The organism is Enterobacter sp. kpr-6 (assembly GCF_900116015.1).
In the GTDB taxonomy this organism is placed as follows: domain Bacteria; phylum Pseudomonadota; class Gammaproteobacteria; order Enterobacterales; family Enterobacteriaceae; genus Enterobacter_D.
The window spans coordinates 1-26,952 of record NZ_FOYH01000016.1 but is presented as its reverse complement, the minus strand read 5'-3'; the positions used below and the strand labels follow the sequence as shown (position 1 = coordinate 26,952).

At 50.6% G+C, this 26,952-nt stretch carries 46 protein-coding genes; 7 read left to right on the top strand and 39 right to left on the bottom strand.

The annotated features are described in order from the left end of the window. Nucleotides 1-496 precede the first annotated feature (496 nt). Complete coding sequence (locus BM373_RS21265; RefSeq protein WP_090466141.1) at nt 497-1,051, top strand: gamma carbonic anhydrase family protein; 555 nt, start codon at nt 497-499, stop codon at nt 1,049-1,051. Here BM373_RS21265 and BM373_RS21260 read toward each other — a convergent pair. Genes BM373_RS21260 through dprA form a run of 6 tightly spaced genes read right to left on the bottom strand, consistent with a single transcriptional unit; the run spans nt 1,027 to nt 4,815 of the window. Beyond that, a complete protein-coding gene (locus tag BM373_RS21260) occupies nt 1,027-1,284 on the bottom strand; it encodes a DUF1488 family protein (RefSeq protein ID WP_090466138.1) in 258 nt (85 codons plus the stop codon). The two genes, BM373_RS21265 and BM373_RS21260, sit on opposite strands and share 25 nt — an antisense overlap. Further along, the gene (aroE, locus tag BM373_RS21255; protein WP_090466135.1) at nt 1,281-2,099 is read right to left on the bottom strand and encodes a shikimate dehydrogenase; all 819 of its coding nucleotides are present in this window, start codon (nt 2,097-2,099) and stop codon (nt 1,281-1,283) included. Before aroE ends, BM373_RS21260 begins: the two co-directional genes overlap by 4 nt. Before the next feature lie 3 nt (nt 2,100-2,102). Further along, complete coding sequence (gene tsaC, locus BM373_RS21250; RefSeq protein WP_090466132.1) at nt 2,103-2,675, bottom strand: L-threonylcarbamoyladenylate synthase type 1 TsaC; 573 nt, start codon at nt 2,673-2,675, stop codon at nt 2,103-2,105. Then, nucleotides 2,665-3,222: a DNA topoisomerase family protein gene (locus tag BM373_RS21245; protein ID WP_090466129.1), complete on the bottom strand. Its 558-nt coding sequence runs from the start codon at nt 3,220-3,222 to the stop codon at nt 2,665-2,667. The genes tsaC and BM373_RS21245 overlap by 11 nt, the downstream gene beginning before the upstream one ends. 23 nt (nt 3,223-3,245) lie before the next feature. Next, the gene (smg, locus tag BM373_RS21240; RefSeq protein ID WP_072571558.1) at nt 3,246-3,719 is read right to left on the bottom strand and encodes a DUF494 family protein Smg; all 474 of its coding nucleotides are present in this window, start codon (nt 3,717-3,719) and stop codon (nt 3,246-3,248) included. Continuing rightward, on the bottom strand, nt 3,691-4,815 hold the full coding sequence (dprA, locus tag BM373_RS21235; protein ID WP_090466127.1) for a DNA-protecting protein DprA: 1,125 nt from the start codon (nt 4,813-4,815) through the stop codon (nt 3,691-3,693). The genes smg and dprA overlap by 29 nt, the downstream gene beginning before the upstream one ends. Before the next feature lie 128 nt (nt 4,816-4,943). On the opposite strand from dprA, the gene def reads away from it, so the two are divergent. The 5 genes from def (at nt 4,944) to mscL (ending at nt 9,711) form a co-directional block, all read left to right on the top strand. Further along, nucleotides 4,944-5,453: a peptide deformylase gene (gene def / locus BM373_RS21230; RefSeq protein WP_090466124.1), complete on the top strand. Its 510-nt coding sequence runs from the start codon at nt 4,944-4,946 to the stop codon at nt 5,451-5,453. Nucleotides 5,454-5,466: 13 nt separating this feature from the next. Next, complete coding sequence (gene fmt / locus BM373_RS21225; protein WP_090466121.1) at nt 5,467-6,414, top strand: methionyl-tRNA formyltransferase; 948 nt, start codon at nt 5,467-5,469, stop codon at nt 6,412-6,414. 52 nt (nt 6,415-6,466) lie between these two features. Further along, a complete protein-coding gene (gene rsmB / locus BM373_RS21220) occupies nt 6,467-7,756 on the top strand; it encodes a 16S rRNA (cytosine(967)-C(5))-methyltransferase RsmB (RefSeq protein WP_090466118.1) in 1,290 nt (429 codons plus the stop codon). 22 nt (nt 7,757-7,778) lie between these two features. Continuing rightward, the gene (gene trkA / locus BM373_RS21215) at nt 7,779-9,155 is read left to right on the top strand and encodes a Trk system potassium transporter TrkA (RefSeq protein WP_090466115.1); all 1,377 of its coding nucleotides are present in this window, start codon (nt 7,779-7,781) and stop codon (nt 9,153-9,155) included. Nucleotides 9,156-9,297: 142 nt separating this feature from the next. Next, on the top strand, nt 9,298-9,711 hold the full coding sequence (mscL, locus tag BM373_RS21210; protein WP_090466112.1) for a large-conductance mechanosensitive channel protein MscL: 414 nt from the start codon (nt 9,298-9,300) through the stop codon (nt 9,709-9,711). Between the two features lie 6 nt (nt 9,712-9,717). Here the strand turns inward: mscL and BM373_RS21205 are convergent, their stop codons facing one another. From BM373_RS21205 to rpsJ, 30 genes are all read right to left on the bottom strand, one after another. Continuing rightward, on the bottom strand, nt 9,718-9,927 hold the full coding sequence (locus BM373_RS21205) for an alternative ribosome-rescue factor A (RefSeq protein ID WP_090466109.1): 210 nt from the start codon (nt 9,925-9,927) through the stop codon (nt 9,718-9,720). 57 nt (nt 9,928-9,984) lie between these two features. Beyond that, nucleotides 9,985-10,407 carry a Zn(2+)-responsive transcriptional regulator gene (gene zntR, locus BM373_RS21200; RefSeq protein ID WP_090466106.1) on the bottom strand — a complete coding sequence of 141 codons (423 nt, stop codon included), beginning with the start codon at nt 10,405-10,407 and terminating at the stop codon, nt 9,985-9,987. Nucleotides 10,408-10,559: 152 nt separating this feature from the next. Further along, nucleotides 10,560-10,946 carry a 50S ribosomal protein L17 gene (rplQ, locus tag BM373_RS21195; protein ID WP_001216372.1) on the bottom strand — a complete coding sequence of 129 codons (387 nt, stop codon included), beginning with the start codon at nt 10,944-10,946 and terminating at the stop codon, nt 10,560-10,562. A 40-nt stretch (nt 10,947-10,986) separates the two neighbouring features. Beyond that, nucleotides 10,987-11,976 carry a DNA-directed RNA polymerase subunit alpha gene (gene rpoA, locus BM373_RS21190; RefSeq protein WP_002438685.1) on the bottom strand — a complete coding sequence of 330 codons (990 nt, stop codon included), beginning with the start codon at nt 11,974-11,976 and terminating at the stop codon, nt 10,987-10,989. A gap of 25 nt (nt 11,977-12,001) precedes the next feature. Beyond that, entirely contained in the window at nt 12,002-12,622 is a 621-nt protein-coding gene (gene rpsD, locus BM373_RS21185; protein ID WP_002438686.1) for a 30S ribosomal protein S4, read from the bottom strand. A gap of 33 nt (nt 12,623-12,655) precedes the next feature. Next, complete coding sequence (gene rpsK, locus BM373_RS21180; protein WP_090466103.1) at nt 12,656-13,045, bottom strand: 30S ribosomal protein S11; 390 nt, start codon at nt 13,043-13,045, stop codon at nt 12,656-12,658. 16 nt (nt 13,046-13,061) lie between these two features. Then, a complete protein-coding gene (gene rpsM / locus BM373_RS21175) occupies nt 13,062-13,418 on the bottom strand; it encodes a 30S ribosomal protein S13 (protein ID WP_042396003.1) in 357 nt (118 codons plus the stop codon). Nucleotides 13,419-13,564: 146 nt separating this feature from the next. Further along, entirely contained in the window at nt 13,565-13,681 is a 117-nt protein-coding gene (gene rpmJ / locus BM373_RS21170) for a 50S ribosomal protein L36 (protein WP_000868187.1), read from the bottom strand. A gap of 30 nt (nt 13,682-13,711) precedes the next feature. Continuing rightward, nucleotides 13,712-15,043, bottom strand: coding sequence for a preprotein translocase subunit SecY (gene secY / locus BM373_RS21165; protein WP_024549509.1), 1,332 nt, complete (start codon nt 15,041-15,043; stop codon nt 13,712-13,714). A 7-nt stretch (nt 15,044-15,050) separates the two neighbouring features. After that, a complete protein-coding gene (rplO, locus tag BM373_RS21160) occupies nt 15,051-15,485 on the bottom strand; it encodes a 50S ribosomal protein L15 (protein ID WP_090466100.1) in 435 nt (144 codons plus the stop codon). A gap of 3 nt (nt 15,486-15,488) precedes the next feature. After that, entirely contained in the window at nt 15,489-15,668 is a 180-nt protein-coding gene (gene rpmD / locus BM373_RS21155; RefSeq protein ID WP_001140434.1) for a 50S ribosomal protein L30, read from the bottom strand. Between the two features lie 3 nt (nt 15,669-15,671). After that, complete coding sequence (gene rpsE, locus BM373_RS21150) at nt 15,672-16,175, bottom strand: 30S ribosomal protein S5 (protein ID WP_090466097.1); 504 nt, start codon at nt 16,173-16,175, stop codon at nt 15,672-15,674. 14 nt (nt 16,176-16,189) lie between these two features. After that, on the bottom strand, nt 16,190-16,543 hold the full coding sequence (gene rplR, locus BM373_RS21145; RefSeq protein ID WP_000358960.1) for a 50S ribosomal protein L18: 354 nt from the start codon (nt 16,541-16,543) through the stop codon (nt 16,190-16,192). Nucleotides 16,544-16,552: 9 nt separating this feature from the next. Next, nucleotides 16,553-17,086, bottom strand: a complete 534-nt coding sequence (rplF, locus tag BM373_RS21140; protein WP_090466095.1) for a 50S ribosomal protein L6 — start codon at nt 17,084-17,086, stop codon at nt 16,553-16,555. A gap of 12 nt (nt 17,087-17,098) precedes the next feature. Next, complete coding sequence (gene rpsH, locus BM373_RS21135) at nt 17,099-17,491, bottom strand: 30S ribosomal protein S8 (protein WP_090466092.1); 393 nt, start codon at nt 17,489-17,491, stop codon at nt 17,099-17,101. Between the two features lie 33 nt (nt 17,492-17,524). Then, complete coding sequence (gene rpsN, locus BM373_RS21130) at nt 17,525-17,830, bottom strand: 30S ribosomal protein S14 (protein WP_039076814.1); 306 nt, start codon at nt 17,828-17,830, stop codon at nt 17,525-17,527. A gap of 14 nt (nt 17,831-17,844) precedes the next feature. Next, entirely contained in the window at nt 17,845-18,384 is a 540-nt protein-coding gene (rplE, locus tag BM373_RS21125; RefSeq protein ID WP_090466090.1) for a 50S ribosomal protein L5, read from the bottom strand. Nucleotides 18,385-18,398: 14 nt separating this feature from the next. Continuing rightward, nucleotides 18,399-18,713 (bottom strand): 50S ribosomal protein L24, encoded by a 315-nt coding sequence (gene rplX, locus BM373_RS21120; RefSeq protein WP_035894981.1) that lies wholly within the window; start codon nt 18,711-18,713, stop codon nt 18,399-18,401. A gap of 10 nt (nt 18,714-18,723) precedes the next feature. Continuing rightward, nucleotides 18,724-19,095, bottom strand: a complete 372-nt coding sequence (rplN, locus tag BM373_RS21115; RefSeq protein ID WP_002919748.1) for a 50S ribosomal protein L14 — start codon at nt 19,093-19,095, stop codon at nt 18,724-18,726. A 165-nt stretch (nt 19,096-19,260) separates the two neighbouring features. Next, complete coding sequence (rpsQ, locus tag BM373_RS21110; protein WP_003031120.1) at nt 19,261-19,515, bottom strand: 30S ribosomal protein S17; 255 nt, start codon at nt 19,513-19,515, stop codon at nt 19,261-19,263. Next, nucleotides 19,515-19,706, bottom strand: coding sequence for a 50S ribosomal protein L29 (gene rpmC / locus BM373_RS21105; RefSeq protein WP_000644742.1), 192 nt, complete (start codon nt 19,704-19,706; stop codon nt 19,515-19,517). Before rpmC ends, rpsQ begins: the two co-directional genes overlap by 1 nt. After that, entirely contained in the window at nt 19,706-20,116 is a 411-nt protein-coding gene (rplP, locus tag BM373_RS21100; protein WP_002438716.1) for a 50S ribosomal protein L16, read from the bottom strand. The genes rpmC and rplP overlap by 1 nt, the downstream gene beginning before the upstream one ends. A 12-nt stretch (nt 20,117-20,128) precedes the next feature. Next, nucleotides 20,129-20,830, bottom strand: a complete 702-nt coding sequence (gene rpsC / locus BM373_RS21095) for a 30S ribosomal protein S3 (RefSeq protein WP_000529945.1) — start codon at nt 20,828-20,830, stop codon at nt 20,129-20,131. Nucleotides 20,831-20,847: 17 nt separating this feature from the next. Beyond that, complete coding sequence (gene rplV / locus BM373_RS21090) at nt 20,848-21,180, bottom strand: 50S ribosomal protein L22 (protein WP_002919773.1); 333 nt, start codon at nt 21,178-21,180, stop codon at nt 20,848-20,850. 14 nt (nt 21,181-21,194) lie between these two features. Continuing rightward, entirely contained in the window at nt 21,195-21,473 is a 279-nt protein-coding gene (rpsS, locus tag BM373_RS21085; protein WP_001138115.1) for a 30S ribosomal protein S19, read from the bottom strand. Nucleotides 21,474-21,489: 16 nt separating this feature from the next. After that, nucleotides 21,490-22,311, bottom strand: coding sequence for a 50S ribosomal protein L2 (rplB, locus tag BM373_RS21080; RefSeq protein WP_000301859.1), 822 nt, complete (start codon nt 22,309-22,311; stop codon nt 21,490-21,492). Between the two features lie 17 nt (nt 22,312-22,328). Beyond that, entirely contained in the window at nt 22,329-22,631 is a 303-nt protein-coding gene (gene rplW / locus BM373_RS21075) for a 50S ribosomal protein L23 (protein WP_000617546.1), read from the bottom strand. Next, nucleotides 22,628-23,233 (bottom strand): 50S ribosomal protein L4, encoded by a 606-nt coding sequence (gene rplD / locus BM373_RS21070; RefSeq protein WP_024551593.1) that lies wholly within the window; start codon nt 23,231-23,233, stop codon nt 22,628-22,630. The genes rplW and rplD overlap by 4 nt, the downstream gene beginning before the upstream one ends. A 10-nt stretch (nt 23,234-23,243) precedes the next feature. Further along, nucleotides 23,244-23,873 carry a 50S ribosomal protein L3 gene (gene rplC / locus BM373_RS21065; RefSeq protein WP_090466087.1) on the bottom strand — a complete coding sequence of 210 codons (630 nt, stop codon included), beginning with the start codon at nt 23,871-23,873 and terminating at the stop codon, nt 23,244-23,246. A gap of 32 nt (nt 23,874-23,905) precedes the next feature. Continuing rightward, nucleotides 23,906-24,217, bottom strand: a complete 312-nt coding sequence (gene rpsJ / locus BM373_RS21060; RefSeq protein WP_001181005.1) for a 30S ribosomal protein S10 — start codon at nt 24,215-24,217, stop codon at nt 23,906-23,908. A gap of 370 nt (nt 24,218-24,587) precedes the next feature. On the opposite strand from rpsJ, the gene BM373_RS21055 reads away from it, so the two are divergent. Beyond that, entirely contained in the window at nt 24,588-25,073 is a 486-nt protein-coding gene (locus tag BM373_RS21055; protein ID WP_090466147.1) for a prepilin peptidase, read from the top strand. On the opposite strand, the gene bfr is transcribed toward BM373_RS21055, so the two are convergent. The 3 genes from bfr to tuf form a co-directional block, all read right to left on the bottom strand. Then, complete coding sequence (gene bfr / locus BM373_RS21050) at nt 25,054-25,533, bottom strand: bacterioferritin (protein WP_090466085.1); 480 nt, start codon at nt 25,531-25,533, stop codon at nt 25,054-25,056. The genes BM373_RS21055 and bfr overlap by 20 nt on opposite strands. A 73-nt stretch (nt 25,534-25,606) precedes the next feature. Continuing rightward, nucleotides 25,607-25,801 (bottom strand): bacterioferritin-associated ferredoxin, encoded by a 195-nt coding sequence (gene bfd / locus BM373_RS21045; RefSeq protein WP_059180778.1) that lies wholly within the window; start codon nt 25,799-25,801, stop codon nt 25,607-25,609. A gap of 179 nt (nt 25,802-25,980) precedes the next feature. Further along, a partial coding sequence (gene tuf / locus BM373_RS21035) for an elongation factor Tu (RefSeq protein WP_090466006.1) occupies nt 25,981-26,952 on the bottom strand: 972 nt, incomplete at its 5' end.

Sequence of the window (26,952 nt, the reverse complement as noted above, 5' to 3'; positions counted from 1 at the left end):
CATGATCAAACTCTTCAATTTAAGTTTGATGCTCGTGAATTAAACTTCGTAATGAATTACGTATGTTCACTCCAGAGACTTGGTATTCATTTAGCGTCTTTCGACGTTAAGAATCCATGTCCTTGAGTGCCCACACAGATTGTCTGATAAATTGTTAAAGAGCAGTGCAACGCGGCTTTCGCTCACCGTTGCGAGGTGGCGTATATTACGCTTTCCTCTTTCAGAGTCAACCCTGAATCTCAGGATTTTTTTTCTTCAACCGGACCGGCTACTCAGTGTGAAGTGATTCACGTTTGCCGTTTCGATGGAGGCGCATTATAGGGATCCCATTTTTTTGCACAACCCTTTTTTGGATCTTTTTTTCCGACTGCCGATTTTTCATTCTTTCCGCTGCGATCCTGTTCGATCTGCCTACATTTTGACATGTAAAAGGCTTGCGCAGGCCGCGTAAAGCTACCAAAGTCATCGCTACAGTCTGTATTTTGTCGAGGTAGCTATGTCTAAAGTCTTGCGTCCTTATAAAGATCTGTTCCCCAATGTGGGGCAGCGCGTCATGATCGATACCACCAGCGTCGTGATCGGTGATGTCAGAATAGCGGACGATGTCGGTATCTGGCCGCTTGTCGCTATTCGCGGGGACGTTAATTATGTCGAGATCGGCGCACGCAGTAATATTCAGGACGGCAGCGTTCTACATGTAACGCATAAATCATCGTACAACCCTGAGGGCAACCCACTTATTATTGGCGAAGATGTCACGGTTGGGCACAAAGTCATGCTACACGGCTGCACCGTCGGCAATCGTGTCCTGGTCGGTATGGGATCTATTTTGCTGGACGGGGTAGTAGTTGAAGATGATGTCATGATTGGCGCAGGCAGTCTGGTTCCGCAAAACAAGAGGCTGGAAAGCGGATACCTTTACCTGGGCAGCCCCGTGAAACAGATCCGCCCCTTAAAAGAAGCGGAAATAGCAGGCCTGAAATATTCAGCGAATAACTATGTGAAGTGGAAAGATGACTATTTAGATCAGGACAGCCAAAGCCAGCCCTGATCGTCTTCTTGCTGTTCGTGCAGGAGAAGTCCGGCCTCTTCTTCTATATCCCAGCGGTTAGCCTGAAACGCCGCCAACCACTGTTCTGGCGTATCGCCCCCAAAGCGGTATGCCAGGATCTCTCCTTTAATTGCGCAGGTTAATACTATGCCATTTACCATGGCGGGAAAACATACGGCCTGGAGATCGGCGCGCCACTCCTCACGTTCGGGAAACTGGATCGCCTGATTCACGAGGCGATCTCCTGTTTGAGCTGGTTAATCACAGGCACGGTTTCCGGTAAAACGCCGTGCCATAACAGAACAGCATGTGCCGCCTGTGCCACCAGCATTCCAAGCCCATCGGCAAGATGTTTTGCCCCCTGCTTTTCACACCAGGCTAAAAAAGGTGTATTTCCCTTTTGATAAAACATGTCGTAGCAATGCACATGCGGATGAATCAATGATTCCGGGATCGCCGGGATCTCTCCGTTGATACCGCTGGAGGTGGCATTAATAATGAGATCGAATTCATGCCCCGCCAGTTGATCCATTGCAACAGAACTGACGCTTCCGGCATGTGTAAACAGCGTCGCCAGTTCTTCTGCCCGCGCAAATGTCCGGTTGCTGATCGTAACTGCGCAATCCAATGAAAGAAGAGGAAGCAGTACACCACGCGAAGCACCGCCTGCGCCAATTAACAGGATCCGAAAACCGGGCTTAATGAAGCCCAGCCGTTCAAGATCACTTAATAGCCCAATACCGTCCGTGTTATCCCCCAGCAAACGCCCGTCTTCCAGACGTTTGAGGGTATTGACTGCCCCTGCCAGTGCCGCACGCTCTGTAAGCTCATCGGCACGAGCAAACGCCTCTTCTTTAAAAGGAACGGTGATGTTTGCACCTTTCCCGCCAGCATCAAAAAATGCATTAAGCGTATTCACAAAATCATCGACTGGTGCAAGGACCCGCCCGTAGGGATGATCGATATGAAGCTGCTGCGCAAATTGCTGATGGATAAATGGCGATTTACTGTGCGCAACGGGATGACCAAATACGGCGTAAGTTTCCATAAATTACCCCTGGCGAAAGCGCTCACCGGTCAGTGCATCACGAATTTCAGAAGGGTTTAAACGCCCGCCCGTCATGCCATCAACAACCGGGAAATCATCACCAAACTGAGCGCGCACTTCTGCGGTGGTACGACACGGAGGCAATCCGGTCAAATTGGCGCTGGTTGAAACTAACGGCTTGCCGTATGCCTCACATAAAGCGATCACTAAAGGGTGATCTGTTACACGGACGGCCAGCGTTTCAAAGCGCCCGGTCAACCAGCGAGGTGTCGATGCACGTGCGGGGAAGACAAAAGTTACAGGCCCTGGCCAGTGGGAAAATACCGTCTCCCGCTGCGTTTCATTCAGAGCACTATCATCTATATAAGGTTTGAGTTGCTCAAAATTTGCCGCAATCAGGATGAGGCCCTTTTCGATTGGGCGTTGTTTTAATTCAAGCAGACGGTGTACTGCTGTTTCGCTATCGGGATCGCACCCAACGCCAAATACAGCTTCCGTCGGATAAGCGATGACGTCTTTATTATTCAGGACGGCCACCGCATCGGCGATGTCGTCCATTGGCAGGTTATTCTTCACTGGTTGATTCCGCCGTGACCGGCTTTCCACATTGTTTACTGGCACAAAAGCGTTTTACACCCTGTGCGGTTTTCTTTTCGATGAGTAAGGGATACTGGCATACCGGGCACTCGCCCGCTACCGGTTTGAAATTGATGACAAACTGGCATTCCGGATAGCGATCGCAGGAATGAAAGGTTTTACCAAACCGGGAGCGTCGCTGCACCAGTTGTCCTTGCTGACACTGAGGACAGGTTATCGCGGTATCATCCGGTTTATCGATGATTTCTGTATGGGTGCAGTCAGGATACTGGCTACAGCCAATAAACATGCCGAATCGCCCCTGGCGCAGCACCATGACTGATTCACAAAGCGGACAAAATTGCCCTTCCAGAACTTTAACGATGTGACCGTCAGCCTGGCTTTTCAGCGGACGTATAAAGTCGCATTCCGGATAATTCGAGCAGCCGAGAAACGGTCCGTGCTTCCCGGAACGAATAGTAAGTTGAGCCCCACACTGTGGGCAGGGCTCCTGATTAGGCACCGAGAACAGTGCTGATTTGGCCATAACAACTCTTGATGCTGCGATATTTAATGCAGCATACCTTCATTCACTTCAAAGAGTAATTCTTCCATCTGCTGATAGGCGTTTTCACAACCTGGGATATTAAACAGCACCATCAGGATGACCCATTTAAGATCTTCAAGATCGAACTCCGCTGTGTCCAGCGCCAGCACACGCTCAATGACCATTTCTCGCGTTTCGAGGTTTAGCACCTGAATCTGCTCCAGGAATAACAAGAATCCCCGGCAACTGGCATCCAGCCGTTCACACTCTTCTGCGGTATAAATACGGACAGAGAGCGGGTCAGAAGCAAGCTGCATCGGTTCGGCGAGGCCTTCCTGATAATCAGCGAGCTTTTCAAGCCACAATAGCGCGTTATAAATATCTTCCCGGTCAAAACCCGCGTCAGTCAGATCTGACTCCAGTTTGTCCTGATCCACGCGCAGTTCAGCTTCGTTGTGGATGTAAGTCTCAAACAAATACATTAGTACGTCGAACATGGCTTGCCCTCCTCAATCGGACATAGCCGCCGGGTACAGCTGCGATCCATCCTGCTAACTCCAGTTCGAGTAGCTGAGCCACTGTCACTGGCACAGGTTGGCCGGCACGTTCAGCGACGACGTCAACAGGTGTTACCTCATCTCCTACGTTAGCCAGGAGCTCAGGAAATGGCAATGCCGCCTCTTCTTGTTCTGGTGAATTAATTACATTTTCAGGCTCATTCGTGAGCCAGTTAAGCCCATATTGCAAATTTTCCAGGATCTCTTCGGCTGAGGTAACAAGCGTCGCGCCCTGCCGAATGAGCTCGTGTGGCCCCTCGCAGCCAGGGCTTCCAAGCGGGCCTGGAAGAGCAAAAACATCTCTCCCCTGTTCCAGCGCACAGCGAGCCGTCACCAACGATCCGCTTTTAAGTGCGGCTTCAACCACCAGCACACCCCGGCTAAGTCCGCTAATAATGCGATTACGCCGGGGAAAATTGCCGGGCCACGGGATTGTCGTCAGAGGAAACTCTGAAACCAGCGCGCCACCCGCCGCCACGATCTGTGCTGCCAGGGTGCGATGGCGCTTTGGATGCACAGTAAATAAGCCATTCCCCAGCACAGCGATGGTTTTACCTTGCACATTTAGCGCGGCCCGGTGAGCAACACTGTCTATGCCTAACGCCAGTCCACTGGTAATCGTTACGTTATGTCTTGCCAGGGTTTCACAAAAAAGCCGCCCCCAGCGTTCGCCATACCAGGAGTTTGCACGGCTCCCCACCACGCCAAGCTGCTGCGATTTCAATAACGTCACATCGCCATGCACAAACAGTACAGCGGGGTAATCAACTATTGCTCTCAGTTGTACCGGATAATCCTCGTGGCTGGCTAACACCAGATGATGGTCTGGCATCTGAAGCCATTCCAGCGCGCTGGTTATTTCCTTCGCAGGCACGGCCAAAAATTTTGCGCTTTGCGCCGGCGTCAGACCCGCTGAGCGCAACAAGCCGGCATCTATTTTCGGGTTAAGCGCCAGTTGGTGAGCGGCCTTAAGCATCGCGTCGCCATAGAGTTCACTGATGTAATTCAGGCGCAACCCAATCTCTGTAAGAGTCATCCGTACCCCTTGCCATAAGCTGCTGTAGCAATCCTTGCGATTGGTCACTGATGCTGTCAATCAACCAGGGATTTGTCTAGAATAGAGGGAAGAATCTTTCCAACTCCTGAACACAACTCTGGATCTTTATGGCAGTTTTGCGCGTGTTACATATTCCGGACGAGCGTCTTCGCAAAGTCGCTGAGCCGGTAAAAGAAGTGAATGCAGAAATTCAGCGTATCGTTGATGATATGTTCGAGACGATGTACGCCGAAGAAGGTATTGGCCTTGCCGCAACGCAGGTGGATATTCATCAACGTATTATCGTTATCGACGTCTCGGAAAATCGCGACGAACGCCTGGTGTTGATTAACCCGGAACTGCTGGAAAAAAGCGGTGAAACGGGTATCGAAGAAGGCTGCCTCTCTATACCAGAACAGCGCGCCTTAGTGCCGCGTGCGGAAAAAGTAAAAATCCGCGCACTGGATAAAGACGGTCAACCTTACGAACTGGAAGCTGATGGCCTGTTAGCGATTTGCATCCAACATGAAATGGATCATCTGGTCGGCAAACTGTTCATCGATTATCTGTCGCCACTGAAGCAGCAGCGTATTCGTCAGAAAGTTGAAAAGCTCGACCGCATGAACGCCCGCGCTTAAGGACAAGAATCACGTGTCAGACTCACTACGAATTATTTTTGCGGGTACACCTGACTTTGCAGCGCGTCATCTTGACGCGCTGTTGTCTTCTGGACATAACATCGTCGGCGTATTTACCCAACCGGATCGTCCGGCCGGACGCGGCAAAAAGTTGATGCCCAGCCCGGTAAAAGTCCTGGCCGAAGAAAAAGGCATACCGGTTTTCCAGCCCGTATCTCTGCGTCCTCAGGAAAATCAGCAACTGGTTGCTGACCTGAACGCGGACGTCATGGTCGTAGTGGCGTATGGCCTGATTCTGCCTAAAGCGGTGCTCGATATGCCGCGACTGGGCTGCATTAACGTTCACGGTTCCCTGCTTCCGCGCTGGCGCGGTGCAGCCCCTATCCAGCGCTCGCTCTGGGCGGGTGATGCCGAAACAGGTGTCACCATTATGCAAATGGATGTCGGGCTGGATACCGGTGATATGCTGGTCAAACTCACCTGCCCCATCACCGCCGAAGACACCAGCGCAACCCTTTACGATAAACTTGCCGGGCTGGGTCCGCAGGGTTTGATTGAGACTCTGGCTCAACTGGCGAAGGGAACGGCACAACCTCAGGTTCAGGACGAAGCGCTTGTCACCTATGCTGAGAAGCTCAGTAAAGAAGAGGCACGCGTTGACTGGTCTTTACCTGCGGCTCAGCTGGAGCGCTGTATCCGTGCATTCAACCCGTGGCCGATGAGCTGGCTTCTGATTGACGATCAGCCTGTCAAAATCTGGAAAGCATCAGTGATTAATACCGCCGCCAGCGCTGCGCCCGGCACCATTATTGATGCCAATAAGCAGGGCATACAGGTTGCGACCGGTGAAGGTGTACTGAATCTGGAAGTCTTGCAGCCCGCCGGTAAGAAAGCGATGAGCGCGCAGGATCTGCTCAACTCCCGTCGGGAATGGTTTATTCCTGGTCACCGTCTCGCCTGACGGTACAACGTCAAAAGCCCGGTGTCCTCCGGGCATTTTTATTTTTGCGGTTATGAAAAAAAATCTGAATTTACGAAGCATGGCGGCGCAGGCTGTCGAACAGGTTGTTGAGCAGGGGCAGTCGCTGAGCAATGTTCTGCCACCTCTTCAGCAAAAAGTGTCTGATAAAGATAAAGCACTGCTTCAGGAACTGTGCTTTGGCGTCCTGCGCACATTGCCGCAACTGGACTGGCTCATTAACAAGCTGATGTCGCGTCCAATGACCGGCAAGCAACGTACCGTCCACTACCTTATTATGATCGGCTTTTATCAGTTGCTGCATACCCGCATTCCGCCTCATGCGGCACTTGCTGAAACCGTTGAAGGGGCAGTAGCCATCAAAAAGCCACAGTTGAAAGGGCTTATCAATGGCGTGCTGCGTCAGTTCCAGCGTCAGCAGGAACCTCTGATGGCCGAATTTGCCGCAGCTGAAAGCCGTTATCTTCATCCGGAATGGCTGCTTAAGCGTCTGCAAAAAGCGTATCCACAGCAGTGGAAAGCCATTGTGGAAGCCAATAACCAGCGTCCTCCTATGTGGCTGCGTGTCAATCGCCTTCACCATTCTCGCGATGCATGGCTGAAATTACTCGCGGACGCGGGCCAGCAGGGGTTTACGCACGAGGATTATCCTGACGCTGTACGCCTGGAGTCTCCGGTTCCGGTTCATATCCTGCCGGGCTTTGAAGAAGGCTGGGTGACCGTGCAGGATGCTTCAGCGCAAGGGTGTATGACCTTCCTGCAACCGCAAAACGGTGAGCAGATTCTGGATCTCTGTGCGGCACCGGGCGGTAAAACAACCCATATTCTGGAAGTGGCACCCGAAGCTCAGGTGCTGGCGGTTGACGTTGACGAAAAACGGCTTTCGCGCGTTTATGACAATCTGAAACGTTTAGGCCTGAAAGCGCAGGTTAAACAGGGAGATGGACGCTATCCTGCGCAGTGGTGCGATGAGCAACGCTTCGATCGCATATTGCTGGACGCCCCTTGTTCGGCAACAGGCGTAATCCGTCGCCACCCTGACATCAAGTGGCTGCGCCGTGATCGGGATATCAGCGAACTTGTTCAGTTGCAGGCAGAAATCCTTGATGCAATCTGGCCGCATCTTAAACCCGGTGGCACGCTGGTTTACGCGACCTGTTCCGTATTGCCGGATGAAAACAGTCAGCAAATATCCGCTTTCCTGGCGCGAACATCCGACGCCAGACTGGTGGATACAGGTACCCCGGAAGCGCCAGGTCAGCAAAACCTGCCCGGTGCAGAAGACGGTGACGGCTTCTATTACGCTAAGCTAATCAAACAGTGATTGAGATGACGGGTCGCAACTGATGAAGATTATTATTCTGGGTGCAGGACAGGTTGGCGGTACGCTGGCTGAAAACCTGGTCGGTGAGAATAACGACATTACCGTCGTCGATATCAATGGTGACAAACTTCATAGCCTGCAGGACAAATTTGACCTGCGGGTGGTTCAGGGGCATGGCTCGCATCCGCGGATCCTTCGCGAAGCGGGGGCCGATGATGCGGATATGCTGGTTGCGGTGACCAGTTCAGACGAGACGAACATGGTGGCCTGCCAGGTTGCATATTCTCTTTTCAATACGCCCAACCGTATCGCCCGTATTCGTGCGCCGGATTACATTCGCGACGCGGAAAAACTCTTTCACTCAGAAGCGGTGCCGATTGATCACCTTATCGCGCCGGAACAGCTGGTTATCGACAGCATTCACCGTCTGATTGAATATCCGGGCGCGCTGCAGGTGGTGAACTTTGCGGAAGGTAAAGTCAGTCTTGCCGTGGTTAAAGCCTATTACGGCGGCCCCCTGGTAGGTAACGCTTTATCCACGATGCGTGAGCATATGCCGCATATCGATACGCGCGTTGCGGCGATCTTTCGCCACGATCGCCCTATACGTCCACAGGGTTCAACCATTGTCGAAGCTGGTGATGAAGTCTTCTTTATTGCCGCTTCGCAACATATACGCGCGGTCATGAGTGAACTGCAGCGTCTGGAAAAACCCTACAAGCGGATTATGCTCGTTGGGGGCGGTAACGTGGGCGCGGGCCTCGCCCGTCAGCTGGAAAAAGACTACAGCGTGAAGTTGATCGAGCGCGATCAGCAACGTGCCGCTGAGCTTGCGGAAAAACTGCAAAATACGATCGTTTTTTACGGAGACGCATCGGATCAGGAACTGCTGGCAGAAGAGCATATTGATCAAGTGGATCTGTTTATCGCCGTGACCAATGACGATGAAGCCAACATTATGTCGGCCATGCTCGCCAAACGCATGGGAGCCAAAAAGGTGATGGTGTTGATCCAGCGCCGTGCCTATGTTGATTTGGTCCAGGGCAGCGTGATTGATATCGCCATTTCCCCGCAGGAAGCGACCATTTCAGCGCTACTCAGCCATGTACGAAAAGCGGATATCGTGGGCGTTTCTTCATTACGCCGGGGTGTGGCAGAAGCGATCGAAGCGGTTGCGCACGGCGATGAAAGTACCTCGCGCGTGGTTGGCAGGGTGATTGATGATATTAAACTTCCTCCGGGAACGATTATCGGTGCCGTTGTCCGCGGTAACGACGTCATGATTGCCAATAACAATCTGCGTATTGAGCAGGGCGACCATGTGATTATGTTTTTAACGGATAAGAAATTTATCTCTGACGTTGAACGCTTGTTCCAGCCGAGTCCTTTCTTCCTGTAAGTAAAAAAAGGCGCAAATAAGCGCCTTTTTATTTAATCCTTTATTTCAAAGGTTAAAAACTTTATCCAATTATTCCACTTAAATGGAAAATGAGACGAGCTTTGTTAGACTTAGTGCTGACTGACTTACCGGGGAGAAAAAAATGAGCATGTTAAAAGAATTTCGCGCTTTCGCGATGCGTGGGAATGTAATCGATTTAGCAGTGGGTGTAATCATTGGTGCCGCGTTCGGTAAAATCGTCTCTTCACTGGTTGCCGATATCATCATGCCACCATTAGGACTGCTGATTGGTGGGATCGATTTCAAACAATTTGCGATTACCTTACGTGAAGCACAAGGGGATATCCCCGCTGTAGTCATGCATTATGGCGTATTTATTCAGAATATTTTCGATTTTGTCATCGTTGCCTTTGCAATCTTCCTTGCCATCAAGCTGATCAACAAGCTGCACCGTAAAAAAGAGGAAGAACCTAAAGCGCCGCCCGCACCTTCTAAAGAAGAAGTGCTGCTCACTGAAATTCGTGACTTACTCAAAGAACAAAACAGTCGGCCATAACAGTGGTTAAAACAAGAAGGCCAGTGGCAAAAAAGAGTCTTTCTCTTTCTTGCCACTGGCCTCCTGACCACCTCGTTTTGCATGCTTGTCTTTGCGTAAATAACTGCCTTTGCCTTTTTTGTTTCTTTCCACACGCTGACGAAAAAGCGGATCGTGAAGTAGTGCTTCAAGGGCGTTATCATTTATCTGCCCTTTCTGATGCTGGTAACGGCTCATCATATCTCCTGATTGTGTTTTAAAGCGGCGAAAGTGTAGATCTGGTTTCTGAGAAAATCAACATGACTCATGGTCGCTGGCACCCTGCTCCAGAGCTTCCAAAATAGAACAATACACACTGCTATGGGCTGTTCCGCAACAGGCATCATTAAGTCGTTGTAACGAGCGGCGCATATTTTGTAGTTCTTCTATACGCTCTTCCACCTCACTCAGACGTGCCTGTACTATGCTTTTAGATTCCTGACAGGTGTGATGTTCTGGATCGACACGAATGGACAGCAGTTCCCGAATAGCTTCCAGCGTGAATCCGAGCTGTCTGCCATGGCGAATAAATCTGAGCCGTTGCAGATCATTATCGGTATACAAACGAAAACCACCCTGCGTGCGCACTTCGTGGTCCATCATCTGCTGCTTTTCATAATAGCGGATGGTGTCGGGTGTCACATCGGCTAACTTTGCCAGCTCTCCAATACGATACATATCTAACCCTCACGATCTTTATGCGAAATAGCTGTGCATAGTTGCTATGCAAAAAGTTGATGCGTGCTCCAGCCTGAAACCACTGCAAGTTTAGCAGGCAAAAATGGATATAAAAAAACCCGCCGGAGCGGGTTTTTTCATGTTACTGCAGATTACTCTGCAGCAGCTTCTGCTTTCGATTCAGAACGATCAACCAGCTCGATGTATGCCATCGGCGCGTTGTCGCCTGCACGGAAGCCACACTTCAGAATACGAGTGTAACCACCGGCACGGCTCGCGAAACGCGGGCCCAGTTCGTTAAACAGTTTTGCCACGATCTCGTTATCACGAGTACGGGCGAATGCCAGACGACGATTAGCTACGCTATCAGTCTTGGCAAGAGTAATCAGCGGCTCAACTACGCGACGCAGCTCTTTCGCTTTAGGCAGGGTCGTCTTGATGATCTCATGACGAACCAGTGAACCTGCCATGTTGCGGAACATAGCCTGGCGATGGCTGCTGTTGCGGTTCAGTTGACGACCACTCTTACGATGGCGCATGACCTTATCCTTCTCAGTAAAACCTTAACCTGTGATCCGGTTACTCGTCAGCGATGCTTGCCGGTGGCCAGTTTTCCAGGCGCATGCCCAGAGACAAACCACGGGAAGCCAGCACGTCTTTAATCTCAGTAAGAGATTTTTTACCCAGGTTAGGCGTTTTAAGCAGCTCAACCTCGGTACGCTGTACCAGATCACCGATATAGTGGATAGCTTCTGCTTTGAGGCAGTTAGCAGAGCGGACAGTCAATTCCAGATCGTCAACAGGGCGCAGCAGGATCGGATCGAACTCTGGTTTCTCTTCTTTAACTTCCGGCTGACGTACATCACGTAAGTCAACGAAAGCTTCAAGTTGTTCTGCCAGAATGGTTGCCGCACGACGGATCGCCTCTTCAGGATCGATTGTGCCGTTGGTTTCCATTTCGATGACCAGCTTGTCCAGGTCGGTACGCTGTTCTACACGCGCTGCTTCAACATTGTAGGCAATACGCTCTACAGGGCTGTAGCATGCGTCGACCAGCAGACGGCCGATTGGGCGCTCATCTTCTTCCGAATGAATTCGGGCAGAAGCCGGCACATAACCACGACCGCGCTGAACTTTGATACGCATGCTAATAGACGCGTTCTCATCGGTCAGGTGGCAGATCACGTGCTGCGGCTTGACGATTTCGACATCACCATCATGGGTAATGTCGGCTGCAGTCACAGGGCCAATGCCAGATTTATTCAGAGTAAGAATAACTTCATCTTTACCCTGAACTCTCACCGCCAGCCCTTTCAGGTTGAGCAGGATTTCCAGGATATCCTCCTGAACACCTTCTTTGGTGCTGTACTCATGAAGTACACCATCAATCTCAACTTCGGTCACCGCGCAACCCGGCATCGATGAGAGCAGAATACGGCGCAGTGCGTTACCCAGAGTATGGCCAAAGCCACGCTCTAAAGGCTCAAGGGTCACCTTGGCGTGCGTCGAACTCACTTGCTCGATATCTACCAGGCGCGGTTTTAGAAACTCTGTCACAGAACCCTGCATTGTGTCCTCTCTTTGGTACTAAGCTTTACTTGGAGTAAAGCTCGACGATCAGGTGTTCGTTAATGTCCGCAGACAGATCAGAACGCTCAGGCTTACGCTTAAACGTACCTTCCATCTTGCCACCATCAACTTCCAGCCAGGTTGGCTTTTCACGCTGCTCAGCCAGCTCCAGAGCGGCTTTCACGCGAGATTGCTTTTTCGCTTTCTCACGAATGCTAACCACATCATTCGGGCTAACCTGATAAGAAGCGATGTTAACAACACGACCGTTTACCATAATAGCTTTGTGGCTAACCAGCTGGCGTGCTTCTGCACGAGTGGCACCGAAGCCCATACGGTATACAACGTTGTCCAGACGACCTTCCAGCAGAGCCAACAGGTTTTCACCGGTGTTGCCTTTCAGACGTGCTGCTTCTTTATAGTAGTTACGGAACTGACGCTCAAGCACACCGTAGATACGACGAACTTTTTGCTTTTCACGCAACTGCACACCATAGTCAGACAGACGCGGTTTACGCGCACCGTGCTGGCCAGGAGCTTGTTCAATTTTACACTTGGTATCAATCGCGCGAACGCCAGACTTCAGGAACAGGTCTGTGCCCTCGCGACGGCTCAGCTTGAGCTTAGGACCCAAATATCTTGCCATTTTCTTTCTCCAACATTCCTAAAAAAACGGGCGTTATACGCGGCGTTTTTTCGGCGGACGACAACCGTTGTGAGGGATCGGAGTCACATCAGTAATATTAGTGATGCGGAAACCAGCGGCGTTCAGAGCACGAATGGTAGATTCGCGACCTGGACCCGGTCCCTTGACCATAACTTCCAGATTCTTGATACCGTATTCTTTCACGGCGTCAGCGCAACGCTCTGCTGCAACCTGAGCTGCAAACGGAGTGGATTTGCGTGAACCACGGAAACCGGAACCACCGGCTGTTGCCCAACCCAAAGCGTTACCCTGACGATCAGTAATAGTAACGATTGTGTTGTTGAAAGAAGCATGGACATGAGCCACGCCGTCAGAGACTTGTTTTCTTACACGTTTACGTGCACGAATTGGTGCCTTTGCCATTATTCAATCACCCCGATTATTTCTTGATCGGTTTGCGCGGACCCTTACGGGTACGTGCGTTGGTCTTAGTACGCTGACCGCGCACAGGCAGACCACGACGATGACGCAAACCGCGATAGCAACCAAGGTCCATCAGACGCTTGATGCTCATGCTAACTTCACGGCGCAGATCACCTTCAACGACAAATTTGGCAACTTCGTCACGCAGCGTGTCGATTTGTTCTTCAGACAGCTCACTGATCTTAACATCTTCAGCGATACCCGCAGAGGCCAGAATAGCCTTGGAACGGGTCTTGCCGACACCGTAGATCGAGGTTAACGCGATCACAGCGTGTTTTTGATCAGGAATGTTAATGCCTGCTATACGGGCCACTATGCACTCCTACTATTTAATATGTACGCACCATGCTGAAAAGCCCGTTTTCAGGATACTCAAATGGATACGAACAGACATACAAAAGATTGGCTGGCTAATCTAGCCAGCTCAACCCAACTTTGCAAGAAAAATATGCGAAATAATCAGCCTTGGCGCTGTTTATGCTTCGGCTCGGCACTGCAAATCACACGGATGACGCCATCACGCTTAACGATTTTGCAGTTACGGCATAATTTCTTGACGGAAGCACGAACTTTCATTTTTACTCTCCGTAACTTCTCGGGCGACCATTAACGGCCATAGCCTTTCAGGTTCGCCTTCTTCAATGCAGACTCATACTGACTCGACATCATCAGAGTTTGCACTTGAGCCATAAAGTCCATAATCACGACAACAACGATCAGCAGTGAGGTCCCACCAAAGTAGAACGGCACTTTCATTGCATCACGCATGAACTCCGGGATAAGGCAGATAAAGGTAATGTAAAGCGCACCAACCAGGGTCAGGCGGGTCATTACTTTATCAATATACTTCGCCGTTTGCTCTCCCGGACGAATTCCTGGTACAAATGCACCGGACTTCTTCAGGTTATCTGCTGTTTCACGCGGGTTGAAGACCAACGCCGTGTAGAAGAAACAGAAGAAGATGATTGCAGACGCATAGAGTAACACATAAAGCGGTTGCCCAGGCTGCAAATACAGCGAAATTGTTGTCAGCCAGTTCCAACCGGTTCCGCCCCCGAACCATGACGCGATGGTCGCCGGGAACAGAATAATACTGGAAGCGAAGATTGCCGGGATGACCCCTGCCATATTCACTTTCAGCGGTAAATGTGTGCTCTGTGCAGCATAGACACGACGACCTTGCTGACGTTTGGCGTAGTTTACCACAATGCGGCGTTGACCACGTTCAACGAATACAACAAAGAACGTCACTGCAAACACTAATACTGCAACCAACAGCAACAGGAGGAAGTGCAGGTCGCCTTGACGCGCTTGCTCGATCGTGTGGGCAATGGCTGGCGGGAGACCCGCAACAATACCAGCGAAGATAATGATCGAGATACCGTTACCGATACCACGCTCAGTAATCTGTTCGCCGAGCCACATCAGGAACATTGTCCCTGTGACCAGACTTACAACAGCGGTGAAATAGAATGCAAAGCCTGGATTCATCACCAGGCCCTGCATACCAGGCATATTCGGCAGACCGGTAGCAATACCGATCGACTGGAATATCGCCAGCACCAGAGTGCCGTAACGGGTGTACTGGCTGATCTTACGACGACCAGACTCCCCTTCTTTCTTAATTTCTGCCAGCGTTGGATGAACCACCGTCAACAGTTGGATAATAATCGATGCCGAAATATACGGCATGATACCCAATGCAAAGATAGAAGCACGGCTGAGAGCACCACCAGAGAACATGTTAAACATTTCAATGATGGTGCCTCGCTGTTGCTCAAGCAGTTTGGCAAGTACAGCGGCATCAATACCAGGGATCGGAATGAAAGAGCCAATACGGAACACAATCAGCGCGCCGATAACAAACAGCAGTCTGCGTTTCAGCTCGCCTAAGCCACCTTTGGCACTTTGAAAATCTAATCCCGGTTGTTTAGCCATCTGCTACTTATTCCTCGATTTTACCGCCAGCAGCTTCGATAGCAGCACGAGCGCCTTTAGTAACACGCAGGCCACGAATAGTTACCGGAGTAGAAACTTCACCAGACAGAATCACTTTCGCGAATTCGATCTGAATACCGATAATGTTTGCCGCTTTCAGCGTGTTCAGGTCTACAACGCCGCCTTCTACTTTAGCCAGATCGGACAGACGAACTTCTGCCGTGATCATCGCTTTACGAGAAGTGAAGCCGAATTTCGGCAGACGACGGTACAGAGGCATCTGACCACCCTCGAAACCGCGACGTACGCCACCGCCAGAACGAGAGTTCTGACCTTTGTGACCACGACCACCGGTTTTACCGAGGCCAGAACCGATACCACGACCCAGGCGTTTGCCCGCCTTTTTGGAGCCTTCGGCCGGAGACAGAGTATTTAAACGCATCTCTTACTCCTCAACTTTAACCATGAAGGAAACCGCGTTGACCATACCACGAACAGCAGGAGTATCCTCGCGCTCTACGGTGTGACCAATACGACGCAGACCCAGGCCAAGCAGCGTTGCCTTGTGTTTCGGCAGACGACCGATTGCACTGCGGGTTTGAGTAATTTTAATAGTCTTTGCCATGGTTTAATTCCCCAGAATTTCTTCAACGGATTTACCACGCTTGGCAGCGACCATTTCTGGAGAATTCATATTTTCCAGGCCATCAATAGTTGCACGAACCACGTTAATCGGGTTGGTGGAACCATATGCTTTAGCCAGAACGTTATGAACTCCAGCAACTTCCAGAACGGCGCGCATTGCACCACCGGCGATGATACCGGTACCTTCGGAAGCTGGCTGCATGAATACACGAGAACCCGTGTGAACACCTTTAACAGGGTGTTGCAGGGTGCCGTGGTTCAGCGCGACGTTAATCATATTGCGACGGGCTTTTTCCATCGCTTTCTGGATCGCTGCTGGAACTTCACGCGCTTTACCGTAACCAAAACCAACGCGACCGTTACCATCACCCACTACAGTCAGAGCTGTGAAGGAGAAAATACGACCACCTTTTACGGTTTTAGATACGCGGTTAACCGCGATCAGCTTTTCCTGCAGTTCGCCAGCTTGTTTTTCGATGTGAGCCATCTTACACCTCTACCTTAGAACTGAAGGCCAGCTTCACGGGCAGCATCTGCCAGTGCCTGGACACGACCATGATATTGGAACCCGGAACGGTCAAAGGAAACATCTTTGATGCCTTTTTCCAGAGCGCGTTCAGCAACAGCTTTACCCACAGCTGCTGCCGCGTCTTTGTTACCGGTGTACTTCAATTGTTCAGCGATAGCTTTTTCTACAGTAGAAGCAGCTACCAGAACTTCAGAACCGTTCGGTGCAATTACCTGTGCGTAAATATGACGCGGGGTACGATGTACCACCAGGCGAGTTGCGCCCAGCTCTTGGAGCTTGCGGCGTGCGCGGGTCGCACGACGGATACGAGCAGATTTCTTATCCATAGTGTTACCTTACTTCTTCTTAGCCTCTTTGGTACGCACGACTTCGTCGGCGTAACGAACACCCTTGCCTTTATAAGGCTCAGGACGACGGTAGGCGCGCAGATCTGCTGCAACCTGACCGATCAGCTGTTTATCAGCGCCTTTCAGCACGATTTCAGTCTGAGTCGGACATTCTGCTGTGATCCCCGCCGGCAGCGCATGTTCAACAGGATGCGAGAAACCCAGAGACAGGTTTACTGCATTACCTTTGATCGCCGCACGATAACCTACACCAACCAGCTGCAGCTTCTTAGTGAAGCCTTCGGTAACACCGATAACCATTGAGTTCAGCAGGGCACGCGCGGTACCAGCCTGAGCCCATCCATCCACGAAACCATCACGCGGACCGAAGGTCAGTGCATTATCTGCATGATTTACTTCAACAGCATCGTTGAGAGTACGAGTCAGCTCGCCGTTTTTACCTTTGATCGTAATAACCTGACCGTTGATTTTTACATCAACGCCGGCAGGAACAACGACCGGTGCTTTAGCAACACGAGACATTTTTTCCTCCGATTAGGCTACGTAGCAGATAATTTCGCCACCAAGACCAGCCTGGCGCGCTGCACGATCAGTCATAACACCTTTAGAGGTAGAAACAACTGCGATACCCATGCCGGCCATAACCTTCGGCAGCTCATCTTTTTTCTTATAGATGCGCAGACCTGGGCGGCTGACACGCTGAATGCTTTCTACAACAGCTTTACCCTGGAAATACTTAAGAGTCAGTTCCAGTTCCGGCTTGGTGTCGCCTTCAACTTTAAATTCTTCAATAAAACCTTCTTCCTTCAGCACGTTGGCAATTGCCACTTTCAGCTTGGAGGAAGGCATGGTGACCGCAGCTTTGTTCGCGGCCTGACCGTTACGGATACGGGTCAGCATATCCGCGATCGGATCTTGCATGCTCATCTGTCTTTACTCCCGTGATTCAATTGGTGACAATTACCAGCTAGCCTTTTTAAGACCCGGAATTTCACCGCGCATAGCGGCTTCACGGACCTTAATACGGCTCAACCCGAACTTCCGCAGGAAAGCGTGCGGACGACCAGTTTGACGGCAGCGGTTACGCTGACGAGACGGGCTGGAATCACGCGGCAGAGTCTGCAGCTTAAGAACTGCATTCCAACGATCTTCGTCGGTTGCGTTCACATCAGAGATGATAGCTTTCAGTTCAGCGCGTTTAGCGAAGAATTTATCAGCTAAAGCTACGCGCTTTACTTCGCGTGCTTTCATTGATTGCTTAGCCATTCAGTAACCCTACCTTACTTGCGGAACGGGAAGTCAAAGGCAGCCAGCAGAGCACGGCCTTCTTCATCAGATTTCGCAGTAGTGGTGATGGTAATATCCAAACCACGCACGCGATCGACTTTGTCGTAGTCGATTTCTGGGAAGATGATCTGCTCACGGACACCCATGCTGTAGTTACCACGACCGTCGAAAGACTTAGCGGACAAGCCACGGAAGTCACGGATACGAGGTACAGCAATAGTGATCAGGCGCTCAAAGAACTCCCACATGCGTTCGCCACGCAGAGTTACTTTACAGCCGATCGGATAGCCCTGACGGATTTTGAAGCCTGCAACAGATTTGCGTGCTTTGGTGATAAACGGCTTTTGACCGGAGATTGCTGCCAAATCGGCTGCTGCGTTATCCAGCAGTTTCTTGTCAGCGATCGCTTCACCAACACCCATGTTCAGGGTGATCTTCTCGACCCGAGGGACTTGCATGACAGAATTGTAGCTAAACTCAGTCATGAGTTTGTTAACTACTTCGTCTTTGTAGTAATCATGCAGTTTCGCCATCGTACTACTCCAAATTACTTGATAGTTTCGCTGTTAGACTTGAAAAAACGGACTTTTTTGCCGTCTTCGAATCTAAAGCCTACACGGTCTGCCTTGCCAGTTGCCGCGTTGAACAGTGCAATGTTAGAGATCTGAATAGCTGCTTCTTTCTCTACAATGCCGCCTGGTTGGTTCAGGGCCGGAACCGGCTTCTGATGTTTCTTAACCAGGTTGATACCTTCAACGATGACCTTGCCAGAAGACAGGACATTCTTAACTTTACCGCGTTTACCTTTATCTTTACCGGTTAACACGATAACTTCGTCATCACGACGGATTTTAGCTGCCATGGTTCGCTCCTTAGAGTACTTCTGGTGCCAGAGAGATAATTTTCATGAACTTTTCAGTACGAAGTTCACGAGTTACCGGCCCAAAAATACGCGTTCCGATAGGTTGCTCGCTGTTATTGTTTAAAATAACGCATGCATTACCATCGAAGCGAATGACAGAACCGTCCGGGCGACGAACACCCTTCTTGGTGCGCACCACTACCGCCTTCAGCACATCACCTTTTTTGACCTTACCACGCGGAATTGCTTCCTTGATGGTGATCTTGATGATGTCGCCTACGCCTGCGTAGCGACGGTGCGAGCCACCCAGAACCTTGATACACATTACGCGACGTGCACCGGAGTTGTCGGCGACGTTCAGCATAGTCTGTTCTTGGATCATTTTAGTGCTCCGCTAATGTCAACTACTACTTTGGGACCCAAAATCTCGGGTCGTTAAAAAGCCCCATATCGGGGGCGCGGCATTATAACACCGCTTCTTAGATATGGGTAGAAAAAATAAACGGCCCATTGCTGGACCGTTTATCGTTTGAGAACGCGTACTGTATTACAGAACAGCTTTCTCTACAACGCGAACCAGCGTCCAGGACTTAGTCTTGGACAGCGGACGGCATTCGCGGATTTCAACCACGTCACCAGTACCGCATTCGTTGTTCTCGTCATGTACGTGCAGTTTGGTCGTACGCTTGATGAATTTACCGTAGATCGGGTGTTTCACAAAACGTTCGATGGCAACAACAATGGATTTCTCCATTTTATCGCTAACGACGCGACCTTGCAGAGTACGGATTTTATCGGTCATTACGCACCCGCCTTCTCAGTCAGTAAAGTCTTAACGCGTGCGACATCACGACGCACTTGCTTCAACAGGTGAGACTGTTGCAGCTGGCCACTTGCTGCTTGCATACGCAGGTTAAACTGCTCACGCAACAGGTTCAGCAGCTCGGTGTTCAGCTCTTCAACGCTTTTCTCACGCAGCTCTTTTGCTTTCATTACATCACCGTCTTAGTTACAAAGGTGGTTTTAATCGGCAGTTTCGCTGCTGCCAGCTTGAATGCTTCACGGGCCAGCTCTTCCGGTACACCGTCCATTTCATACAGGACTTTACCCGGCTGAATCAAGGCAACCCAATACTCCACGTTACCTTTACCTTTACCCATACGCACTTCGAGCGGCTTCTCGGTGATCGGTTTGTCCGGGAATACACGGATCCAGATCTTACCCTGACGCTTAACTGCACGGGTCATAGCACGACGTGCTGCTTCGATCTGACGTGCAGTCAGACGACCACGGCCAACAGCTTTCAGACCGAAAGTGCCGAAGCTAACATCCGTACCCTGCGCCAGACCACGGTTGCGGCCTTTGTGCACTTTACGGAATTTTGTACGCTTTGGTTGTAACATCAGCGACGCTCCTTATTTCCGGCCTTTACGCTGCTGCTTTTTAGGTTGAGCAGCCGGTTTTTCCGGTTGTTCAACAGCAGCCATACCACCAAGGATCTCACCTTTGAAGATCCACACTTTAACGCCGATTACACCGTAAGTGGTGTGCGCTTCAGAGGTGTTGTAGTCGATGTCAGCACGCAGAGTGTGCAGCGGTACGCGACCTTCGCGGTACCATTCGGTACGTGCGATTTCCGCGCCGCCCAGACGGCCGCTAACTTCAACTTTAATACCTTTCGCGCCCAGACGCATTGCGTTCTGTACAGCACGCTTCATAGCACGACGGAACATAACGCGACGTTCCAGCTGTGAAGTGATGCTGTCAGCAACCAATTTAGCGTCCAGTTCCGGTTTACGGACTTCAGCGATATTGATCTGTGCAGGAACGCCAGCGATATCCGCTACGACCTTGCGCAGTTTTTCGACGTCTTCGCCTTTCTTACCGATAACGATACCCGGGCGAGCAGTGTGAATAGTCACACGGATACTCTTAGCCGGACGCTCGATAACGATACGAGATACGGACGCCTTCGCCAGTTCCTTAGTCAGGTACTGACGAACTTTAAAATCGCTGTCCAGGTTGTCAGCGAATTCTTTGGTGTTCGCAAACCAGGTTGAGTTCCATGGTTTTACAATACCCAGGCGAATACCATTAGGATGTACTTTCTGACCCATTGCTAGTCTCCAGAGTCTCAGCGATCGGACACAACCACAGTAATGTGGCTGGTGCGCTTCAGGATGCGATCTGCACGACCTTTCGCACGCGGCATAATGCGCTTCATGCTCGGGCCTTCGTCTACGAAAATTTTCGCAACTTTCAGATCGTCAATGTCAGCGCCATCGTTGTGTTCAGCGTTAGCAATGGCAGATTCCAGTACTTTCTTAACCAATACCGCAGCTTTCTTGTTGGTATAGGTCAGGATGTCCAGGGCCTGCGACACTTTCTTACCGCGAATCAGGTCAGCAACAAGGCGAACCTTCTGAGCAGAAGAACGAGCATGGCGATGTTGAGCTAAAGTTTCCATCTCTTCCTCCTACCTTATTTCTTCTTCGCTTTTTTATCAGCAGCGTGGCCGCGATAAGTACGAGTCGGTGCGAATTCACCCAGTTTGTGACCGACCATTTCGTCGGAAACAAATACCGGAACGTGCTGACGACCATTATGGACAGCGATGGTCAAACCGATCATGTTAGGAAAGATCGTTGAACGACGGGACCAAGTGCGCAGGGGCTTCTTGTCACCGCTTTCCACCGCTTTCTCTACCTTCTTCAGCAAGTGCAGGTCAATAAAAGGACCTTTCTTGAGAGAACGTGGCATGGCTTATCCTCTAATATTATTTGCTACGGCGACGTACGATAAATTTATCAGTACGCTTGTTGCTGCGGGTCTTCTTACCTTTAGTCTGAACGCCCCACGGGGTTACCGGGTGCTTACCAAAGTTACGACCTTCACCACCACCATGTGGGTGATCTACCGGGTTCATCGCAGTACCGCGAACGGTAGGACGAACACCACGCCAGCGTGCAGCACCTGCTTTACCCAGAACGCGCAGCATATGCTCAGCATTGCCAACTTCGCCCAGAGTTGCGCGGCAGTCAGCTTCAACTTTGCGCATTTCGCCAGAACGCAGACGCAGGGTGACATAAGCACCATCACGAGCAACGATCTGAACATAGGTACCAGCAGAACGCGCCAGCTGACCGCCTTTACCTGGTTTCATTTCTACGTTATGAACAGTAGAACCAACCGGGATATTGCGCATCGGCAGGGTGTTACCCGCTTTGATAGCAGCATCAACGCCAGATTGAATCTGGTCGCCAGCTTTCAGGCCTTTAGGGGCCAGGATGTAACGGCGCTCGCCGTCTTTGTACAGAACCAGCGCGATGTTCGCGGAACGGTTCGGATCGTACTCAAGACGTTCAACAACAGCCGGGATACCGTCTTTGTTGCGTTTGAAGTCAACAATACGATAAGCCTGCTTATGGCCACCACCGATGTGACGAGTGGTGATACGGCCATTGTTGTTACGGCCACCGGATTTGCTGTTTTTTTCCAGCAATGGAGCAAAAGGTTTGCCCTTGTGCAGCTCAGGGTTAACCACTTTAACAACGTGGCGACGACCCGGAGATGTCGGTTTACACTTAACAACTGCCATTGTATTACTCCTCCGACTTACTCAGCGCCGCCAACGAAGTCCAGATTCTGGCCTTCCTTCAGGGTGACGTAAGCTTTTTTCCAGTCGCTACGACGACCGATACGCTGTCCGTGACGTTTAACTTTCCCTTTAACAACCAGGGTGTTAACGACTTCGACTTCGACTTCAAACAGTTTCTGCACAGCAGCTTTGATTTCTGCTTTGGTCGCGTCTTTAGCAACTTTGAGAACGATGGTATTGGTTTTTTCCATCGCAGTAGACGCTTTTTCAGAAACGTGCGGTGCGCGAAGCACCTTCAGCAGACGTTCTTCACGAATCATGCCAGCATCTCCTCAACTTGCTTAACAGCATCAGCAGTCATTACGACTTTGTCGAAGGCGATCAGGCTAACCGGGTCGATACCTGCTGCGTCACGTACGTCAACCTTGTGCAGGTTACGTGCGGCCAGGAACAGGTTCTCGTCCAGCTCACCGGTGATGATCAACACATCTTCCAGAGCCATGTCTTTCAGTTTCTGTGCCAGCAGCTTAGTTTTAGGCGCTTCTACAGAGAACTGCTCGACAACGATCAGACGATCCTGACGTACCAGTTCGGACAGAATGCTTTTCAGCGCGCCGCGGTACATCTTTTTGTTTACTTTTTGACTGTGGTCCTGCGGACGCGCAGCGAAGGTTACGCCACCGGAACGCCAGATCGGGCTCTTGATAGAACCTGAACGCGCACGGCCGGTACCTTTCTGACGCCACGGTTTTTTACCGGAACCAGTTACTTCAGCACGGGTCTTCTGAGCACGAGTACCCTGACGAGCCCCAGCTGCATAAGCAACTACAACCTGGTGTACCAGCGCTTCGTTGAAATCACGACCGAAGGTAGTTTCGGAAACAGTCAGCGCGCTTTGCGCGTCTTTCAATACTAATTCCATTGCTATCTCCTCACGCCTTCACAGCTGGTTTAACGATCAGGTCGCAACCGGTAGCACCCGGAACTGCACCCTTAACCAGCAGCAGGTTGCGCTCAGCGTCAACACGTACTACGTCCAGGCTCTGAACAGTTACACGTTCGTTACCCAGCTGACCTGCCATCTTCTTGCCTTTGAACACTTTGCCCGGAGTCTGGTTCTGACCGATGGAACCCGGAACGCGGTGAGACAAGGAGTTACCGTGGGTAGCGTCCTGGGTACGGAAGTTCCAGCGCTTAACGGTACCAGCGAAACCTTTACCTTTAGAGGTACCGGTTACGTCAACTTTTTTAACTTCAGCAAACAGCTCAACGCTAATGTCCTGACCTACGGTGAATTCTTCGCCGTCAGCAAGACGGAATTCCCACAGACCACGGCCAGCTTCAACGCCAGCTTTAGCGAAGTGACCCGCTTCAGGCTTGGTGACGCGGTTAGCTTTTTTAGCACCGGTGGTTACCTGAACAGCACGGTAACCGTCGTTAGCCAGGTCTTTAACCTGAGTCACGCGGTTTGCTTCAACTTCGATTACGGTTACTGGGATAGAGACGCCGTCTTCAGTGAAGACGCGGGTCATACCCACTTTTTTACCGACTAAACCAATCATTGTATCAACCTCTCAATCGCTCGATGACCTGATTAACCCAGGCTGATCTGCACGTCTACACCGGCAGCCAGGTCCAGACGCATCAGAGCATCAACGGTTTTCTCGGTTGGCTCAACGATGTCAACCAGACGCTTGTGAGTGCGAATCTCGTACTGATCGCGCGCATCTTTGTTGACGTGCGGGGAGATCAGAACGGTAAAGCGCTCTTTGCGGGTCGGCAGCGGGATCGGACCACGGACCTGCGCACCAGTGCGCTTGGCAGTCTCGACGATTTCCGCGGTTGATTGATCGATCAGACGATGATCAAACGCTTTAAGACGGATACGGATTCTTTGGTTCTGCATGAGACCAGAGCTCCAATTATTTTATAGACGAAAATAATTACTACTCACACCCATTACGATTGATGGGAGAGTGTAATCGTTCTTACGTTGCCCCCCGATTGGGAGCGTTGTTTGGCAACCTAACTGCGCTGCCAGGGTTCATATCGAACCAGCCGTCAATTACGACAAGCCCGCGCATTATACGCAATATTGACGTATGCGCAAGAGGCGTTTAGAAAATAAGCGCTGCGAGAATGCACGCATTTTGCCGTCCTGAGAGTGTAAGGCGTCAATCATGTCTGAAAAGGGATCGCATTCTGACGTTTTTACAGTTGGTCCGCTTTTCTCCTTCACTCACACTCCATCCCACTTTCTATTGGGGGTCGTTGATATGCTATTAGCCCTGCTTTTTTTGATGAGCTATCTGAGCCTATCTGTTTTGTTGAGCTGGAGGGACATACGAACAGGCCTCTTGCCCGATTGTTATAACTGCCCTCTTCTCTGGCTTGGTCTTCTATACCATCTGGTTTGCATGCCTTCGTTATTGCCGGATGCGGTTTGGGGGGCGGTAGGAGGATACCTTGCGTTTGCGGCAATTTACTGGGGATATTTTTTTCTACGCCGACGTGAAGGATTGGGATATGGCGATATTAAACTGCTGGCTGCATTAGGTGCATGGCATGGATGGCAGGCTTTGCCTCAGTTAGCCTTTATTGCTGCGCTTCTGGGCTCCTGCTTCGTGCTTACGCTTTTTGTGGCGAAGCGTTCAACGCAGGCATTAAAAAACCCGCTGCGATTCGGCCCTTTTCTGGCCACAGCGGGACTGATTACAGGATGCCTGAATATACAGTCGACCGTTAGCTTGCTTGCTCTTTAAGCTGCGACTGAAGATAGTTCTGCAGACCAATTTTGTTGATGAGATCGAGTTCTGTTTCCAGCCAGTCGATATGACCTTCTTCATCCTTCAGGATTTCGATCATCATGTCGCGACTGACGTAGTCATGGATAGTATCGGCATAAGCAATTGCCTCACGCAGATCTTTAGCGCCTTCCAGTTCCAGGCGAAGATCTGATTGCAGCATTTCCTCTACGTCTTCACCAATGCCCAACTTACCGAGATCCTGCAAGTTAGGAATGCCTTCGAGAAATAAAATACGCTCAATGTATTTATCGGCGTGTTTCATTTCATCTATGGATTCATGGTACTCGACATCGTTAAGCCGCATCAGGCCCCAGTTTTTGAACATTCTCGCATGGAGAAAGTACTGATTGATTGCGACCAGCTCATTTCCCAATAATTTATTGAGATAATTTATGATTTTAACATCACCTTTCATTATATAGTCCCTCCGCTTCCACTCATAGAAGCGTAGATGGGGCTACCGGGATGTCAAAATAAAAGATAGGGTCTTAAGCGATCTCTTTATATTCCGGGATCTGCATCAATTCATCCTGCATAATTTCACGCGCGGCACGAACACACTTACCACATTGATTTCCTACAGGAACAAATTTACGCAACTGCTGAAAAGATTGCGGGTGAAACTGACGCACTGCCTGGCGGATTTTTTTATCACTAACACCATTACACAAACAAACGTACATAATCACTCCCGTTCAATTTATGCGCAAAGTGTAAATGAGAATAGTTACGATTACAATAGCACAAACTTAAGGGAATAATGCAGGCCAGAGTAAAAATGCAAACAATCATGACGATGTGTAAATAACAAAAAGCAAAAAGGACGCCGAAGCGTCCTTTTTAATTCAGAGATAATAAACTATTAGCTCAGAACTTTAGCAACAACGCCCGCGCCAACGGTACGGCCGCCTTCACGGATTGCGAAACGCAGACCGTCATCCATCGCGATCGGGTGGATCAGGGTAACAACCATTTTGATGTTGTCGCCCGGCATTACCATCTCAACACCTTCCGGCAGTTCGATGGTGCCAGTCACGTCAGTTGTACGGAAGTAGAACTGCGGACGGTAGCCTTTGAAGAACGGAGTATGACGGCCGCCTTCATCTTTGGACAGGATGTAAACTTCAGATTCGAATTTGGTGTGCGGCTTGATGGAACCCGGCTTAGCCAGTACCTGACCACGTTCGATTTCTTCACGTTTGATACCACGCAGCAGAACACCCACGTTCTCGCCCGCACGGCCTTCGTCCAGCAGTTTGCGGAACATTTCAACGCCGGTACAGGTGGATTTCGCCGTATCTTTGATACCAACGATTTCAACTTCTTCACCCACTTTAACGATACCGCGCTCTACACGACCGGTAACAACAGTACCACGGCCGGAGATGGAGAATACGTCTTCGATAGGCAGCAGGAACGGCTTGTCAATCGCACGCTCTGGTTCCGGGATGTAAGAATCCAGGTAGCCAGCCAGTTCGATGATTTTCTCTTCCCACTGTGCTTCGCCTTCCAGCGCTTTCAGTGCAGAACCACGTACGATCGGGGTGTCGTCGCCCGGGAAATCGTACTGGGACAGGAGTTCACGAACTTCCATCTCAACCAGTTCCAGCAGCTCTTCGTCATCAACCATGTCGCATTTGTTCAGGAACACGATGATGAACGGAACGCCTACCTGGCGACCCAGCAGGATGTGCTCACGGGTCTGCGGCATCGGGCCGTCAGTCGCAGCAACAACCAGGATCGCGCCATCCATCTGGGCAGCACCGGTGATCATGTTTTTAACATAGTCGGCGTGGCCCGGGCAGTCTACGTGTGCGTAGTGGCGGGTCGGGGT